The organism is Tabrizicola sp. T74, from assembly GCF_057219935.1.
Genome location: NZ_JBXVVT010000004.1, coordinates 355,230 through 371,056 on the forward strand (window position 1 = coordinate 355,230; position 15,827 = coordinate 371,056).

The 15,827-nt window shown below is 65.2% G+C and carries 16 protein-coding genes; 9 read left to right on the top strand and 7 right to left on the bottom strand.

The window, feature by feature from the left end:
* The first annotated feature begins 139 nt into the window (after window positions 1–139).
* Entirely contained in the window at window positions 140–2,020 is a 1,881-nt protein-coding gene (locus tag AC2EAL_RS13845; RefSeq protein WP_484724980.1) for an ATP-binding protein, read from the top strand.
* Between the two features lie 101 nt (window positions 2,021–2,121).
* On the opposite strand, the gene AC2EAL_RS13850 is transcribed toward AC2EAL_RS13845, so the two are convergent.
* Both AC2EAL_RS13850 and AC2EAL_RS13855 read right to left on the bottom strand, forming a co-directional pair.
* Window positions 2,122–2,697 carry a retropepsin-like aspartic protease family protein gene (locus AC2EAL_RS13850; RefSeq protein WP_484724807.1) on the bottom strand — a complete coding sequence of 192 codons (576 nt, stop codon included), beginning with the start codon at window positions 2,695–2,697 and terminating at the stop codon, window positions 2,122–2,124.
* A gap of 63 nt (window positions 2,698–2,760) precedes the next feature.
* The gene (locus AC2EAL_RS13855; protein ID WP_484724808.1) at window positions 2,761–3,219 is read right to left on the bottom strand and encodes a DUF2267 domain-containing protein; all 459 of its coding nucleotides are present in this window, start codon (window positions 3,217–3,219) and stop codon (window positions 2,761–2,763) included.
* 183 nt (window positions 3,220–3,402) lie between these two features.
* On the opposite strand from AC2EAL_RS13855, the gene AC2EAL_RS13860 reads away from it, so the two are divergent.
* Window positions 3,403–3,780 carry a hypothetical protein gene (locus AC2EAL_RS13860; RefSeq protein WP_484724809.1) on the top strand — a complete coding sequence of 126 codons (378 nt, stop codon included), beginning with the start codon at window positions 3,403–3,405 and terminating at the stop codon, window positions 3,778–3,780.
* Here AC2EAL_RS13860 and AC2EAL_RS13865 read toward each other — a convergent pair.
* Entirely contained in the window at window positions 3,777–5,624 is a 1,848-nt protein-coding gene (locus AC2EAL_RS13865) for an ABC-F family ATP-binding cassette domain-containing protein (RefSeq protein ID WP_484724810.1), read from the bottom strand. The genes AC2EAL_RS13860 and AC2EAL_RS13865 overlap by 4 nt on opposite strands.
* 125 nt (window positions 5,625–5,749) lie before the next feature.
* Here AC2EAL_RS13865 and ndk point away from each other — a divergent pair, with 125 nt between their 5' ends.
* The 3 genes from ndk to AC2EAL_RS13880 all read left to right on the top strand — a co-directional run bounded on the left by ndk (window position 5,750) and on the right by AC2EAL_RS13880 (window position 8,008).
* A complete protein-coding gene (ndk, locus tag AC2EAL_RS13870) occupies window positions 5,750–6,172 on the top strand; it encodes a nucleoside-diphosphate kinase (RefSeq protein WP_484724811.1) in 423 nt (140 codons plus the stop codon).
* A 169-nt stretch (window positions 6,173–6,341) separates the two neighbouring features.
* Window positions 6,342–7,022, top strand: a complete 681-nt coding sequence (gene rpe / locus AC2EAL_RS13875) for a ribulose-phosphate 3-epimerase (RefSeq protein ID WP_484724812.1) — start codon at window positions 6,342–6,344, stop codon at window positions 7,020–7,022.
* Between the two features lie 200 nt (window positions 7,023–7,222).
* Window positions 7,223–8,008 (top strand): helix-turn-helix transcriptional regulator, encoded by a 786-nt coding sequence (locus AC2EAL_RS13880; protein WP_484724813.1) that lies wholly within the window; start codon window positions 7,223–7,225, stop codon window positions 8,006–8,008.
* 277 nt (window positions 8,009–8,285) lie between these two features.
* Here AC2EAL_RS13880 and tsf read toward each other — a convergent pair whose 3' ends face one another.
* A complete protein-coding gene (gene tsf, locus AC2EAL_RS13885) occupies window positions 8,286–9,194 on the bottom strand; it encodes a translation elongation factor Ts (protein ID WP_484724814.1) in 909 nt (302 codons plus the stop codon).
* A 74-nt stretch (window positions 9,195–9,268) separates the two neighbouring features.
* Window positions 9,269–10,033, bottom strand: coding sequence for a 30S ribosomal protein S2 (rpsB, locus tag AC2EAL_RS13890; protein WP_484724815.1), 765 nt, complete (start codon window positions 10,031–10,033; stop codon window positions 9,269–9,271).
* Between the two features lie 238 nt (window positions 10,034–10,271).
* Here rpsB and AC2EAL_RS13895 point away from each other — a divergent pair, with 238 nt between their 5' ends.
* From AC2EAL_RS13895 to AC2EAL_RS13910, 4 genes are all read left to right on the top strand, one after another.
* Window positions 10,272–11,438 (top strand): mandelate racemase/muconate lactonizing enzyme family protein, encoded by a 1,167-nt coding sequence (locus AC2EAL_RS13895; protein ID WP_484724816.1) that lies wholly within the window; start codon window positions 10,272–10,274, stop codon window positions 11,436–11,438.
* Between the two features lie 39 nt (window positions 11,439–11,477).
* Window positions 11,478–12,368 (top strand): PfkB family carbohydrate kinase, encoded by an 891-nt coding sequence (locus AC2EAL_RS13900; RefSeq protein ID WP_484724817.1) that lies wholly within the window; start codon window positions 11,478–11,480, stop codon window positions 12,366–12,368.
* A complete protein-coding gene (locus tag AC2EAL_RS13905) occupies window positions 12,365–13,279 on the top strand; it encodes a pseudouridine-5'-phosphate glycosidase (RefSeq protein ID WP_484724818.1) in 915 nt (304 codons plus the stop codon). The genes AC2EAL_RS13900 and AC2EAL_RS13905 overlap by 4 nt, the downstream gene beginning before the upstream one ends.
* Window positions 13,280–13,359: 80 nt before the next feature.
* On the top strand, window positions 13,360–14,043 hold the full coding sequence (locus AC2EAL_RS13910) for a DUF502 domain-containing protein (protein ID WP_484724819.1): 684 nt from the start codon (window positions 13,360–13,362) through the stop codon (window positions 14,041–14,043).
* Here the strand turns inward: AC2EAL_RS13910 and AC2EAL_RS13915 are convergent.
* Window positions 14,040–15,065: a patatin-like phospholipase family protein gene (locus AC2EAL_RS13915; protein WP_484724820.1), complete on the bottom strand. Its 1,026-nt coding sequence runs from the start codon at window positions 15,063–15,065 to the stop codon at window positions 14,040–14,042. The two genes, AC2EAL_RS13910 and AC2EAL_RS13915, sit on opposite strands and share 4 nt — an antisense overlap.
* Window positions 15,050–15,820, bottom strand: a complete 771-nt coding sequence (locus AC2EAL_RS13920) for a 3-hydroxybutyrate dehydrogenase (RefSeq protein WP_484724821.1) — start codon at window positions 15,818–15,820, stop codon at window positions 15,050–15,052. The genes AC2EAL_RS13915 and AC2EAL_RS13920 overlap by 16 nt, the downstream gene beginning before the upstream one ends.
* Window positions 15,821–15,827 lie beyond the last annotated feature (7 nt).

A 15,827-nucleotide genomic window follows, 5' to 3' on the forward strand; every position in this document is an offset into this window, starting at 1 on the left:
CTTGCTGCTCGTACTCCTCATCGCAGGATTGGGGTTGGTGCTGGGCGGGTTTGTCGTCTGGCAGACCGGCGGGCTCTATCTGGTGTTTGCCGGGCTTGTGCTGTTGACCATGGTTCTGGTGCTGGTCGTATCGGCCCGGATGGGCACGGCCAACAGCAGCCCGGACAGCCACCTTGCCTTTCGCCTGATGGCCGATGATCCGGTGCCGTGTTTTCTGACGGATTCCGCCGGACAGATGATCCTGCGCAATGTCGCCGCGGAAACCCGGTTCGGCGCGGACGTGCACTCGCTGCATGCGGTCCTGCGGCAGAAGACGCTCAATCCGGGGGAACTGCTGCAGCGGTTGCAGCGGGCGGCGGAAACCCTGGGGTCGGCGCAGGAGTATCTGCCGGGGCAGGGCAAGTCGCTGCGGCTGTCAGTGCACCGGGCCGACGTTGACCGCTATTTCTGGCGGGCAGAGGACCTGGCCCTGCCGACGGACCATCCGTCCCTGCCGGGCGCGGACCGGCCGCCCGTGGTGGCGGTCGGCGCTGACCTAGAGGAAGTACCGGTCGCCATCATGTCCTTCGGCCCCGATGGGGTGATGCGGTCGGCCAACCTTGCCGCGCGCGAGCTGATGTGGAACGGCGATTCCCGCGCCGCGATGTTCCACGACATGTTCGAAGGGCTTGGCCGGCCAGTGTCGGAGTGGCTGGCCGATGTGACGGCCGGGCGGCATCCGGGCGGCTCGGAGGTGCTGCGCCTGCGCGGCGAGGCGGAACGTTTCCTGCAGATCACGCTGCGGCGCTATGTCGAGAACGGCCGTCTCGGGGCGCTGGCGATCCTGAACGACGCGACGCGGCTGAAGACGCTGGAGGCGCAGTTTGTCCAAAGCCAGAAGATGCAGGCCATCGGTCAGCTGGCAGGCGGGATCGCGCATGACTTCAACAACCTTCTGACAGCGATTTCAGGGCATTGCGACCTGTTGTTGATGCGTCATGGCCGCGAGGACAGCGATTTCGCCGATCTGGAGCAGATCCGGCAGAACGCGAACCGGGCGGCCTCGCTGGTGGGGCAACTGCTCGCCTTCTCGCGCAAGCAGACGCTGAACCCGGAAGTCCTGGACCTTGAGGATGTGCTGGCCGACCTGATCCATCTGCTGAACCGGCTGATGGTGGAAAAGGTCGACCTGTCGTTGGTGCACCTGGGGCGCGAGGGCGACAAGCCGCTAGGCCGGATCCGCGCCGACAAGCGGCAGATCGAACAGGTGCTGATCAACCTTGTGGTCAACGCCCGCGATGCGATGCCCGATGGCGGCGATGTCCGGATCGAGACGGAACCCGTGACCCTGACCGAGGATCTCAAGCGCGACCGGGCCACGGTGCCGGCGGGGGACTACACCGTGATCCGCGTGATCGACTGCGGCATCGGCATCCCTGAACACCAGCTGCGCCAGATCTTCGAGCCGTTCTTCACCACCAAGCGGATCGGCGAGGGCACGGGTCTTGGCCTGTCGATGGCTTACGGCATCATGAAGCAGTCGGGCGGCTTCATCTTCGTCGATTCGACGCTGGGGCAGGGGACGACCTTCTCGCTGTACTTCCCGGCTTTCGAGGGCGATGCGACAGGCAGCCTGCCCGCCGAGCCGCGCCGGGTGGCCGCGCGCCAGGGCGAGGGCGTGGTCCTTCTGGTCGAGGACGAGGCCTCGGTCCGCGCCTTTGCCAGCCGCGCGCTGTCCTTGCGCGGCTATACCGTGCTGGAAGCCGCAAGTGCCGAAGAGGCGCTGGCCAAGCTGGAGGACAAGACCCTGCACGTCGATCTTTTCGTGACCGATGTGGTGATGCCGGGCATGGACGGTCCGGCCTGGGTCCGTCGGGCGCATCTGGATCGGCCGGGGGTGAAGGTGGTGTTCATGTCGGGCTATGCCGATGACGGGCTGGCCGAGGATCAGGCTCGGGTGCCGAACTCGGTTTTCCTGCCAAAGCCATTTTCGCTCAGCGACCTGACGAACACGGTGCAAGGGCTGCTGAGCCGGCCCTAGGGCGGGGGCAGGGCAAAGCTTGCCAGATCGTTAACGTCCGCGGACAAGCTGTTGAAATCCTTGGGTCGGTCTGGTGTGTCCACCGTGGACAGACCCCGCCTTCATTGCCGCAGGATCAGCTTTCCTCCGGCGAATTCCATCCGGAACTGCCGCAAGTAATCCATCCCCAGCAGCGACTGATCCAGCACACCCTCGGTCACATAGGCGCGGAAGCTTTCGTTCCGGAAGGGGCCAAGCACGACCCGGTCCAGCGTGACCTGGGCGGTGCGGACCACCCCGTTCGCGGTGCTGGCCTGACCGAGGAAATTCAGGCTTTCGACGTCGATCCCCAGTCGTTCGGCATCGCCCGCCGCCAGCACCATGCCCGAGGCCCCGGTATCGACCATGAAGGGGACCGCCGTTCCGTCGATGGTCAGCGTCAGATAATAGTGCCCGTCCGGGGACTGCGGCACCTCGATCGTCCCGTCATCGACGATCTCCTGGAATGGCATCACGTCGCGGCGGATGTCGCTCCACAGCCCGTAGCCGGCCATCACGCCGACGAAGATCAGCCCCCAGGCCAGCGCCATCCGCAACGCCTGTCCCATCCGTTCGCGGAACTCGACCATCACCCAGCCGCCGACCGCGACCAGGATCAGCGCCAGATAGCCCACACGCGCCAGTGTCTCGCCGTCCATCCCCACCTCCGGTTCCGGGAGAATATGGGGGCAGGGGGCGGAATTGGAAAGGTCAACCGAACGTCAGACGATCCTGGGCCCCAGCGTGGCCGGATCGATGCCCGGGGTCGACCAGAACTCGGCCGCGAAGGGGGGAAGGGTGGCGAGCACGCGGTCCAAGTCGTCGCGCAGGACGGATTTCCGCAGGGCGAGGGCGGTGGCTTCGACGCAGTTGGGTGGGGTGAGGTTGTGGTTGGGCCTGAGGGCCATCGCCTCGGCCGTCCAGTCGGCCCGGCTGCCTGGGGGGAGGGGGCCTTCATCCAGCTGCCAGTCGGCCACGAACAGCGCCCGGAGGACGGAAGGAAGCACTTGGGCAAAGTCGATCGCCTGTTGCGGGGTCAAGCGACGCCGGAAGGCCTGCAGGACGCCCTGAACGGCGGTGTAGGTGACATTGTCGGTCTCAAGGTCCATCGCTTCCCGCGCGTCCGCAAGGAAGACCTGCCATTCACGGGTCGCTTGGCGGTAGGTCCAGGGCATGGGCATAGGTTGCTCCTTCGTCTCCGGCCACCTTCTGAATGACATCTGCTTGAACCAACAGCGCGGAAAGTTGAAGGTATCGGGAAAAGAGTGGGGTAAAATCAAGCGGCACTTCGAACAGGTGGTGCCCTTGCTACGACGGGGAGGGCGCGCTTGAGAGTCACGGCTGAAGCGGCGCCGCGTGTCGCGATGGTTTGGGCGATCGCATATGCTATGATCGTCTGGCCGCTCTACTTCTGGGATGTCCGGACTGGCGGCGTGATCCTGTGGCTGGTTGCGATGTTCGTCTTGCCCGCCGTGATCGCTGTGCAGATGGAGCGCGCGTTGCACCGCCTGTTTCCGCATAGCTGGTTCATGAGCTATGTCTGGGCGCTCACGCAGATCATACTTTTGCTGATGGTATACCGCTATCTTCTGTTTGGTCAGCAGCCTTGGGAGCGCCCACAGATTGTGCCGTGGGAGGGAAAGGGGAGCGATCTTTTTCGGCAGGTGGCCTGGCTATCGTCGCTGTTCGGTCCACCTGTTGCGCTGTTGTGGATCAGGTCAGCGCTGAAGCGCTTGCCTTAGGCCGCTGCCTCCAAGCGTTCCTGAGCGGAAAGCCACAGCGCCTCGGCCTTGTCGAGGGCTTGCATCACCTCGGCGTATTTGGCGTTCCAGGTCGCCAGTTCGCCCTTGCGGCTGTCTTCGTAAAGCGCGGGATCGGCGAGCTTGGTCGCCAGCTTGTCGCGCATGTCGTTCAGCTTTTCCAGCCGCTCCTCGCATTTGCGGACTTCGGCTTTGAGCAAAAGGACTTCCTCACGGCTGGCTTGCCGTTTCTTTTCAACGGGTTTCGCGGCGACCCTCACCTCGTCTTCGCCGGCAAGCAGCTGGCGGCGATAGGCCTCGAGGTCTTCGGTGTAGGGGGTCACCGCGCCGCCCTTCACGAGCCACAGGCGGTCGGCCACCAAGCCCAAAAGGTGCATGTCGTGGGAAACCAGGATCACCGCGCCGGGGTATTCGGTCAGCGCTTCGACCAGCGCCTCGCGGGATTCGATGTCGAGGTGGTTGGTCGGTTCGTCGAGGATGAGGAGGTGCGGCGCGTCGATGGTGGCGAGGAGGAGCGAGAGCCGCGCCTTCTGGCCGCCCGACAGGCGCGCGACGACGGTGTCGGCCTGGTCGGCCATGAGGCCAAAGCCCGCGAGACGGGCGCGGAGCTTCGGTTGGCCTTCGGCAGGGCGCAGGCGCATGATGTGCTGGAGGGGCGTCTCGTCGAGGTGAAGTTCGTCCACCTGATGCTGGGCGAAGTAGCCGATGCGAAGTTTCGAAGATCGGGCGATCTTGCCTTCGGATGCTTGAAGTTTCCCTGCCAAAAGCTTGGAAAGCGTGGACTTTCCCTCACCGTTCCTGCCCAGAAGCGCGATCCGGTCATCCTGATCGATCCGCAGGTTCAGCCGTTTCAGAACCGGCGGGCCGCCATAGCCCACTGCCGCGCCGTCGAGGTTGATGATCGGGGGCGCCAGTTCCTCGGGCTTGGGGAAGGTGAAGACCACCTTCTTCGCCTCTTCCGGGGCGGTGATGGGCGTCAGCTTTTCCAGCATCTTCACGCGGGACTGGGCCTGCACGGCCTTGGACGCCTTGGCCTTGAAACGGTCGACGAAGCTTTGCAGGTGCGCCCGGCGGGCTTCGACCTTTTTCGCCTCGGCCTGCAGCACCGCGCGGCGTTCCGCCATCTGGCGGGCGAACTGGTCGTAGCCGCCTTGCCAGTAGGTGAGCTTGCGGTTGTCGAGATGCAGGATGCCCTGGACGGCTCGGTTCAGAAGCCCGCGGTCGTGGGAGATGATGAGGACGGTGTGGGGATACTTCTGGAGGTAGGATTCCAGCCAGAGCGCGCCTTCGAGATCGAGGTAGTTGGTCGGTTCGTCGAGGAGCAGATAGTCGGGCTGGGCGAAGAGGACGCCCGCCAGCGCGACCCGCATCCGCCAGCCGCCCGAGAAGGCAGAGCAGGGCATCAGCTGTTCTTCAGCATCGAACCCCAAACCCTTGAGAATGCTGGCTGCCCGGCCTTCGGCCGACCAGGCGTCAATGTCGGCCAGACGTGCCTGGATCTCGGCGATGCGGTGCGGGTCGTGGGCCGTCTCCGCCTCGGCCAGAAGGCTCGCGCGTTCGGTGTCGGCGGCAAGGACGGTGTCGAGGAGCGAGGTTTCCGACGACGGGACTTCCTGAGCGACTCCGCCGATCCGGGCGCGCTGGGGCAGGGTGATCGTGCCGCCCTCAAGCGCAAGTTCGCCGCGTATCAACCTGAAAAGCGTGGTCTTTCCCGCACCATTGCGCCCGACGAGGCCGACCTTGTGGCCCGTCGGGATGGTCGCCGACGCGCCCTCGAACAAGGGGCGGCCTTCGACGTTGTAGGTGATGTCCTCGATCTTCAGCATGGCCGCGAAGTGCCTTAACCAGCGGGAAACGTCAATGCCGGTGCACCTTTTCAAAGGCCGCCGCGCGTGATAGCAGCCCGCCATCCGCAAAGGGCCACGCTGGCCCATGAAGAATGGAGAGCCAGATGGCCGTTGAACGTACCCTGTCGATCATCAAACCCGATGCGACGAAGCGCAACCTGACCGGCAAGATCGTTGCCAAGTTCGAAGAGGCGGGCCTGCGCGTCGTGGCGTCCAAGCGCATCCACCTGACGCCGGCCCAGGCTGGCGCGTTCTATGCCGAGCACAAGGAGCGTGGCTTCTACGGCGAGCTGTGCGCGTTCATGGCGTCGGAGCCGGTCGTGGTGCAGGTGCTGGAAGGCGAAGGTGCGATCGCGAAGAACCGCGAAGTGATGGGCGCGACCGATCCGGCCGCTGCTGCCGCTGGCACGATCCGCAAGGAGTTTGCGCTGTCCAAGGGCGAGAATTCGGTTCACGGCTCTGACAGCGAAGCCTCGGCTGCGCGCGAGATTGCGTTCTTCTTCTCGGGTCTCGAACTCGTCGGCTGATTGGTCGACAGAAGGACAGGGCGGCCCGGTCTCAGCGCCGGGCCGTTTTCATTTGCAGTGGACAACCCTACGTCTGAAAGACGCATAACCCATATTATGTAAAGTAAAGCTGGCTGGAAAGGCCGGGAACCACAGGATAAGACGCGATCAAGCCGTTGGGAGCCTGCAGATGTTCGACCGTTCCATCAAGATCGCCCCCTCTATCCTTGCTGCGGATTTCGCGAATTTCGGCGCCGAATGCCGCGCGGTCGAGGCGCAAGGCGCGGATTGGGTGCATGTCGACGTGATGGACGGCCATTTCGTGCCGAACCTGACATTTGGTCCGGCGATGTGTGCCGCGCTACGGCCGCATATCAAGGGCGTGATGGATGTCCACCTGATGATCGCGCCGGTCGACCCGTATCTGGAGGCCTTTGCCAAGGCGGGCGCCGACAATCTGACGGTACATGTCGAAGCCGGGCCGCACATTCACCGTAGCTTGCAAGCCATTAAGGCGCTTGGCAAAACCCCGGGCATCGCGATCAACCCGGGCACGCCGGTCGAGGCGGTGGCAGAGCTTTTGGACATGGTGGGCCTGGTCTGCGTGATGACGGTGAACCCGGGCTTTGGCGGGCAAAGCTTCATCCACAGCCAGTTGGACAAGATCGCTCGGCTGCGTCAGATGATCGGTGACCGGCCAATCCATATCGAGATCGACGGCGGCGTTTCGGTGAAGACCGCGCCCCTCGTGGCCAAGGCCGGAGCCGATGTGCTGGTGGCCGGTGCGGCGATCTTTGGCGCAGGCTCGGCCGATGCGCCGGCGGGGTATGGTGAGAATATTCGACTCATCCGGGCGGCGGCGGGCGGCTGAACCGGCGCCCTGCCCCGGTTGCCCTCCCCGGTTTCCGGCGCCTTGGATGACAAGTTCAGTCATCCGGGCGTTTTGACGGCCTGCTGACGGTTCAAAGTCTCGACAAGCCAAGGAAAGCTGCCGTAACTGACGTCCAAGTCACAAGGTCCGAAGATCCAGCACGGATCGTCTGCGGAACCAGGGACAAAAGGATGACCGAAATGCGTGAAAGCTCGATTCTGCCGCTTTTGAACCGGATCGCCGCGTCACAGCGGATCGACGACGCCTGGGAGCTTGCGACCGGCTATTTCGCCTCGTTGGGGTTTGCCCGGGCAAACTATGGCTACACGCGGTTCAAGCACGTGAAGACCATCGGCGACCCGGATGACGCGTTGTTTCTGACGACCTGTGATGCGGATTACGTGAAACGCTACTTCCAGGGCGGGTTCTATGCCAAGACCCCGGTCTTCCGCTGGGCCGAGCACAATTCGGGCGCCTGCACCTGGGCTTGGGTGAAGGAAGCCTATGACGCCGGGCGGCTGTCAGCGGAGGAAGCCGAGGCGGTAAGGCAGAATGCGGCGCTTGGAATCGTGGCCGGGATATCGGTCAGCTTCCCCGAGGTCTCGTCACGGTCCAAGGGCGCCTTGGGGATGATCGCCGATCCGGGGCTGAGCGCGGCGCAGGTCGATGCGATCTTTTCCGAGCGCAAGGAAGAGATCATGGCGGTGGCCAACATGATGCACCTGACCATCGTGCACTTGCCGCAGCTGTCACGGCACCGCGCGCTGAGCCCGCGCCAGCGTGAGGCGCTGGAATGGGTGGCCGACGGCAAGACGACGCAGGACGTGGCGCTGTTGATGGGCGTAAGCCCGGCGATGGTCGAAAAGCACCTGCGCCTGGCGCGTGAGGCCTTGGCGGTGGAAACCACGGCGCAGGCGGTGGCCAAGGGCGCGCTTCTGAACATGATCTTCCAGCGCCTGCCCGAGGTGGCCCAGGCGGCGCGCTAGGTAAGGTTTTCCTGACTCGCCTTCCCTAGCGTCAGGCGGATAGCTGGGGGGCATAGGTGTTGTAGCCAAGTTGTTCCAAGGGCCAGAAATGGCCTTCCCCAGAAGCCGCAATTTCGGCGGCACCCTTTGGTCTTGCTGCCCGTCCTCATCCCCAGGGTCGCGGCAGGACCTTGCGGCGCGGTCCTTCCCCGGGACCGCGCCGTTTCATTTTGCCCAGGCCACGAAAGCAAAAGGGCCGGCGCGATGCACCGGCCCCCTGCCCTGTCTGGTGACAGACTTAACCCTGCAGCGCCTTCGCCACTTCGGCGGCAAAGTCTTCCTGCTTCTTCTCGATGCCTTCGCCGACGGCGACGCGGGCATAGCCGGTGATTTCCACCCCGGCTTCCTTGGCCGCGGCTTCCACGGTCAGGTCGGGGTTGATGACGAAGGCCTGGCCGAGGAGGGTGTTCTCTGCCAGGAACTTCTTCATCCGGCCCGGGATGATGTTGTTATGGATCACTGCCTCGGGCTTGGGCTTGGCCGAAGCGGCGTTCTCTTCCAGCGCCTTGGCGGTCTGGACGGCAAGTTCACGCTCGACCACCGACGGGTCAAGGGTGGCTTCCGACAGCGACAAGGGCGAGGTTGCGGCGATGTGCATCGCGAACTGGCGGCCGATTTCCTCGGCCTTGGCCTTGTCGCCCTTCAGCGCGACGAGCACGCCGATCTTGCCCATGCCCGCGGTCGCCGCGTTGTGGACATACGACACCACGGTGTCGCCCTCCAGCACGTGCAGGCGGCGGAAGGTCATGTTCTCGCCGATGCGGGCGATGGCTTCCTGGATCACGGTCTCGACGGTCTTGCCGTTCAGATGCGCGGCCTTCACGACCTCGACCGAGTCGCCGGCGGTCAGCGCGACGTTTGCTACGTCACGGACCAGCGCTTGGAAGTCCTCGTTCTTGGCGACGAAGTCGGTTTCCGAGTTGATCTCGACCGCGACGCCCTTGCCGGTGGTCACAGCCACGCCAATCAAGCCTTCGGCTGCAACGCGGTCAGCCTTCTTGGCGGCCTTGGCCAGGCCCTTGGTGCGCAGCCAGTCGACGGCCGCTTCCATGTCGCCGTTAACTTCGGTGAGTGCCTTCTTCGCATCCATCATGCCTGCGCCAGTCGATTCGCGCAGTTCCTTCACCATCTGGGCGGTGACAGTCATGTCTCTCTCCTTGGAATGGGTGTCCCGGCGGGAATGGACCCGCCGGGTGAAAGTCTGGTGACAGTCGAAAGGGCTCAGGCCTCGGCTTCGGCGACCGCTTCTTCCTCGGGGGCAGCCTCAAGCGCGCCGAGGTCAACGCCCGCCGCGCCCATCTGGGCCGACATGCCTTCGAGCGCCGCACGGGCGACCAGATCGCAATAGAGCGCGATGGCGCGGGCCGCATCGTCGTTGCCCGGGATGATGTGGGTCACGCCCTTGGGCGAGCAGTTGGTGTCGACGACGCCGACAACCGGGATGCCCAGCTTCTGCGCTTCGAGGATGGCGAGGTCTTCCTTGCCAACGTCGATGATGAACAGAAGGTCCGGGGTGCCGCCCATTTCGCGGATGCCGCCAAGGCTGGCCTGCAGCTTGGCCTGGTCACGTTCCATGCCCAGCCGTTCCTTCTTGGTCAGGCCTTCGCCGCCCGCACCCAGGATCTCGTCCAGCTGCTTCAGGCGCTGGATCGACTGGGAGACGGTCTTCCAGTTGGTCAGCGTGCCGCCGAGCCAGCGGTGGTTCATGTAGTACTGCGCGCACTTTTCCGCGGCTTCGGCGATCGGCTTCTGGGCCTGACGCTTGGTGCCGACGAAGAGGATGCGGCCACCCTTGGCGACGGTGTCGCGCACGACCTTGAGCGCCTGGTCCAGGAGCGGAACAGTCTGGGTCAGGTCGATGATGTGGATGCCGTTGCGGTCACCGTAGATGTACTCGCCCATGCGGGGATTCCAGCGGGCAGTCTGGTGGCCGTAGTGAACGCCAGCTTCCAAGAGCTGACGCATGGAGAACTCGGGAAGAGCCATGCCTTATCCTTTTCCGGTTTGAACCTCGGCGCCGCCGTCTTTACCCTTGCGGGCAACCGGTGGACCGCACGGGATTTCTCCCCGCATCAGCCCCGACGACACCTGTGAAGTGCGGGGGCCTTACCCCGGCTTTCTAACACGCGCAAGCGAAAAGCGCCCGATTCCGTCGCGGATCGCCGGTCTTTGCACCCCTGCCCCGCCTTAGGCTTGCGTCAACCCGTCCCGCAAGGTTGCACCGATGAAGATCCGCCAGATCACCGCCCTGCCCGTCAACATCCCGTTCCGGGCGCCGTACCGGTTTTCCTACGGATCCATCGCTTCGTTGACCAAGACGGTGATTGAGCTGGTGACGGAGGATGGTGTCACGGGCCTTGGCGAATGCGCCGATGGCAACCGGGCGGTGGATGTGATGGCGGCGGGCGAGAAGCTCATCGGCCTCGACGTTCGCGACATCCATGCGGTCGAGGCGAAGATCGTCCCCGCCATGCGCTACACGCCCTGGGGCAACGTCACTGCCGCCCGCCGGGTCTTCGGGGGCATTGAGATGGCAATGTGGGACGCGCGGGGAAAGACCGAAGGAGTGCCGGTCTCGCTCCTCCTCGGCGGGGCGTTGCGGAGCGAGATCGCGCTGACTGAGTACTTCTCCTACCGCTTTCCAGGCACAGACCCTGGCGAAGCGACGCCCTCGGATGTGGCCCGCTACTGCGCGACGATGATCGAACGCCACGGCTCGACCGTCTTCGAGGGCAAGGTCGGCACCGTGGCCCTCTCCGAAGAGGTGCAGATGGTCCCCGAGGTCCGTGCGGCCATCGGCGACCGGCCCTTGCAGCTGGACGCAAACGGCGGCTGGACGGTGCCGACCGCGCGCGACGCGCTGGCGCGGCTGGCGCACTTCGACATCTCCTGGTTCGAGGAGCCTTGCGAGACCTATGAGGAGATGGCCGACCTCCGCCGCCATTCGCCGATCAGCTTTTCCGCCCACGCCATTGACCTGCCGAAAGCGCACGCGCTGCGCTGCCCCGATGCCATCGTGACGAACGTCAACGAACACGGCGGCATCGCGCGGACCCGCGATTTCATCCGCGCTTGCGAGGCGATGGGCGTGGGCTTCCGCTTTCATTCCGGCGAGACCGGGATCGCCTCGGCGGCCTATCTGCACCTGTCCGCCGCGCTAGAACATGTGCGGGGGGCGAGCCAGACGCTGTTCCACTGGTACGCCGACGACGTGATCGAAGGCGGCCCCTTCGCGCTGGAAGACGGGGTGACACAGGTGCCGAACGGCCCCGGTCTTGGCGTGACGCTGGACCGCAAGGCCCTGCAGCGCTGCCACCAGAGGTTCCTGGCCGAGGGACCCTTCCCCAGCGGGCGCGAGGGGGGCTATGGCAGCGGTTTCCGCAAGCGCTGACGGCTTGCAAGGTGGGCTTGCTTCGTCCAGAAGGCGCGCATGACGCCTGACATCCTTTGCATCGGTTCGGTCCTGTGGGACATCATCGGTCGCTCGCCCACATCGATGCGGCTGGGCTCGGACGTGCCGGGGCGGATCACCCGGCTGCCGGGCGGGGTGGCGATGAACATTGCGATGACGCTGCGGCGGTTCGGGATGACCCCTGCCCTGCTGACCGCCATCGGGCGAGACACGGAAGGCGACGAGCTGATCGCCGCCTGTGACCGGCTGGGGCTGGTGACCGCGACCGTCTACCGATCCGACGACCTGCCGACCGACCGCTACATGGCCATCGAAGGTGCCAACGGGTTGATCGCCGCCGTGGCTGATGCCCATTCGCTAGAGGCTGCGGGGGACAAGATCCTGCGCCCGCTTGCCGATGGGCGGCTGGCCACGGATGCGGCTCCGTGGTCCGGCCCCGTCGCGCTGGACGGCAACCTGACCGAGGCGCTGCTGGCCGAGATCGCCGCCTCGCCCCTGTTCGCAGCCGCCGACCTGCGGGTGGCGCCGGCCTCGCCCGGCAAGGCGGGGCGGCTGTTGCCCTTGCTGACCCATCCCTCGGCGACGCTGTACGTCAACCTCGAAGAGGCGAACATCCTGGCCCGGTCCGAGGCCAGAACGGCCCCCGACGCCGCCGAGGCGCTGCTTTCCCGGGGCGCGGGGCGCGTGCTTGTGACGAACGGTGGCGCTCTGGCCGCCGAGGGCCGCAAGGGCGAAGGCGTCATCACCGGTGAGCCGCCGAAAGTTCTGGTGACCCGCGTGACCGGGGCCGGCGACACTTTCATGGCAGCCCATTGGGTTGCCGAACGGCGCGGGGCGGGGCGGCAAGAGGCGCTGGATGAGGCGCTGCGCGCGGCCGCCACCTATGTATCAGGAGATATCGGATCGTGACCCTGCCCCTGACCCTGTCGCCCGAGGTTGCCGAAGCGCGGGCCAAAGGCCTTGCGATTGTCGCGCTGGAAAGCACAATCATTACTCATGGTATGCCATTTCCGCAAAACGTGGAAACGGCGCGTCGGGTGGAAGCCGAGATCCGCGCCCATGGTGCTGTGCCCGCCACCATCGCGATCATGGACCGGCGGATCCATGTCGGACTGACCGAGGCTGAACTCGATAGTCTGGGCCAGGCCAAAGGCGTGGCCAAGCTGTCCCGCGCCGACCTGGCGGCCTGCCTGGCAACCGGAGGCACCGGGGCCACCACCGTCGCCGCCACGATGATCTGCGCGCGTCTGGCCGGGATTAGGGTCTTCGCCACCGGAGGCATCGGCGGGGTTCATCGCGGGGCGGAATCCAGTTTCGACATCTCGGCTGACTTGCGCGAATTGGCCGAAACCCCGGTCACCGTTGTCGCCGCCGGGGCCAAGGCGATCCTCGACCTGCCGAAGACGCTGGAATACCTGGAGACCCTCGGCGTCCCGGTCATCGCCTATGGGCAGGACGACTTTCCGGCCTTCTGGTCCCGCTCATCCGGTCTGAAGGCCCCGCTGCGGATGGATAAGGCCGCCGACATCGCCGCAGCCCACCTGATGCGCGTCCGCCTTGGCCTGCCCGGTGGCCAGCTTGTCGCCAATCCGATCCCGGTCGAGGCTGAAATCCCCAGGGCCGAAATCATGCCGCACATCGAGGCCGCGCTGCGCGAGGCCGAGGCGAAAGGCATCGCCGCCAAGGCCGTGACGCCCTTCCTGCTGCAGCGCATCTTCGAGCTGACCAAGGGCCGGTCCTTGACTGCCAACATCGAGCTGGTGCTGAACAATGCCCGCCTTGGGGCAGCGATTGCCCGCGAACTGGCAGCGCAGGGATGAATTTCCCGGGATTTGCGACCGGCGGCATTGCAGATCGGTCGGGCGCACCCCTAGATAGGCGGTGAAGGGGACAATCTCACGTGACCGATCCGCACCATCCGCACCGTCGCGGCTTTCTGGCCAGCCTGCGCGCCAGTTTCTTGACTGGCCTCGTCGTCGTCCTGCCCGTTGGCTTGACGATCTACATCGTCTGGGCCTTCATCGGCTGGCTGGACGGCTGGATCCTGCCGCTGATCCCGGCCTATTGGCAGCCCGACGCGGTCATCGGCCGCTGGTTCGGCCCGGAATACGAGTTCCCGGTACGCGGCGTCGGCGTCCTGGTTTTCCTGATCGTCACCATCATCATCGGCTGGCTGGCCAAGGGGCTCATCGGCCGGTCGGTCATCCGGTCCGGCGAGAACCTTGTCGAACGGATGCCGGTGGTGAGATCCGTCTACGGCGCGATCAAGCAGATTGCCGAGACCTTCTTCAACAAGAAGGAACAAAGCTTCGACAAGGTCGTGCTGGTCGAGTTTCCCCGGCCCGGTACCTGGGCCCTGGGGTTCCTGTCGACCCGGCCCAAGGGCGAGTTGGCGGAGCGTCTGGCAGCCCTTGGCCCCGACATGTCGGCGGTGTTCGTGGGGCTGACGCCCTTTACCTCGGGCATGCTGCTGTTTGTGCCCACGAAGGATCTGATCGTTATGGACATGGGCGTCGATGACGCGGCCAAGCTGATCGTCTCGGGTGGCCTCGTCTATCCGATGCCGAAAGAGCCGTTGGTCTAGCCCAACAGGCGCTTCAGATCCGTGCTGGGCCCCTCGCCGATCTTCTGGCCGCCGTCGGTCAGGAAAGCCTCAGCCGCCGCCCGGCCTGCAGTCTTCAGCCGGTCGAAGAGCAGCGGCGTCGGCGACAGTTTCGAATCCGCCGAAAGGTCGTTCATCAGCCCGTCATCGGCGATCATGTGCAGGTTCACCTCCTTCATCCGGCCCTTCTCCATCCGCCCCTCGGCGATCAGGCGGCGGACGAAGTTGACGGCACGCAGCTCTCCCAACAGGCTTGCGTTGAAGCTGATCTCGTTGATCCGGTTCTGGATTTCCAGGGGCGTGTCGGGGATGTCCTCGCGCCGCATCGGGTTGATCGACACGACCAGGATGTCGTCGGGCAGGTCCGGTTCGTAGAGCGGAAACAGCGCCGGGTTCCCGGAGTAACCGCCGTCCCAATAGGCCTCGCCATCGATTTCCACCGTCTGGAACACCGTGGGCAGGCAGGCCGAAGCCAGGATCGCCTCGGGGGTGATCTTCTGGCCCTGGAACACCTTGATCTTGCCGGTGCGCACGTTGGTTGCGCTGACGAACAGCCGGGGGCTCGTGTCGGCGCAGACCTGCGCGAAGTCGAGATCGCGGACCACCGGCTCCAGCGGGTTCTGCCAGCTGCTGCCGAAGAGATAAGGCGAGTAAAGCTGTGCCGCGACGCCCTGCGGTGAGAAAGGCAGGAAAGCCGCACTCGCCGTCTGCCAGAAGCGGAGCGCAGGAAGGAAGGCCGCCATCCAGGGCAGCATCCGGAAATCGCCGATCTCGGCCACCTGGTCCCAAAGCCGGTCCAGCCGCTTTTTCGCTGCCCCCCGACCGCCTGCGATCAGCCCCGCCTTCAGCGCCGCACCGTTCAGCGCGCCAGCCGAAGTGCCGGAGATCCCGGCGATCTCGATGTCGTCTTCCTCCAGCAGGCGGTCGAGGACACCCCAGGTGAAGGCCCCATGCGCGCCACCGCCCTGCAGTGCCAGGCTGACCCGCCTCACAGCGCGGTCCATCCGCCGTCGATGCTGATGGTCGTGCCGGTGATCTGGTCTGCCGCCGGGCTGCACAGAAAGACCGTCGTCCCCCCGATCTGGTCGGTCGTGGCGAACTGGCGGCTGGGCTGGCGCTGCAGCATCACCTCACGGATCACCGTCTCGCGGTCCATGTTATGAACCTTCATCTGCTCGGGGATCTGCGCCTCGACCAGCGGGGTGAGGACGTACCCCGGGCAGATCGCATTGCAGGTGATCCCCTGCCCCGCCGTTTCCAGCGCAATGGTCTTGGTCAGGCCCACCACCGCGTGTTTCGAGGCGACATAGGCGCTTTTGAACGGGCTTGCGGTCAGACCGTGGGCGCTGGCGATATCGACGATCCGGCCCCAGCCCTTGGCGCGCATTCCGGGTAGCGCCGCGGCAATGGTGTGGAAGGCCGAGCTGAGATTGATCGCGATGATCGCATCCCATTTCTCGACCGGGAATTCCTCGACGGGGCTGACGTACTGGATACCGGCGTTGTTCACCAGGATGTCGCAGCCGCCGGCCTTTTCGACCAGTCCGCGGCACTCGGCCCCCTTGGACATGTCAGCCGCAATGTAGCGTGCGGTGACACCGTGCCGGGCCCCCAGGTCGCGGGCCAGCTCATGATCCTCGGGCCGGTCGGTAAAGCTGTTCAGAATCACCTCGGCCCCGGCAGCGGCCAGCGATTCGGCCACGCCCAGGCCGATTCCCGAATTCGACCCCGTGATGATCGCGCGTTTGCCCTTCAGCACTGTTCCC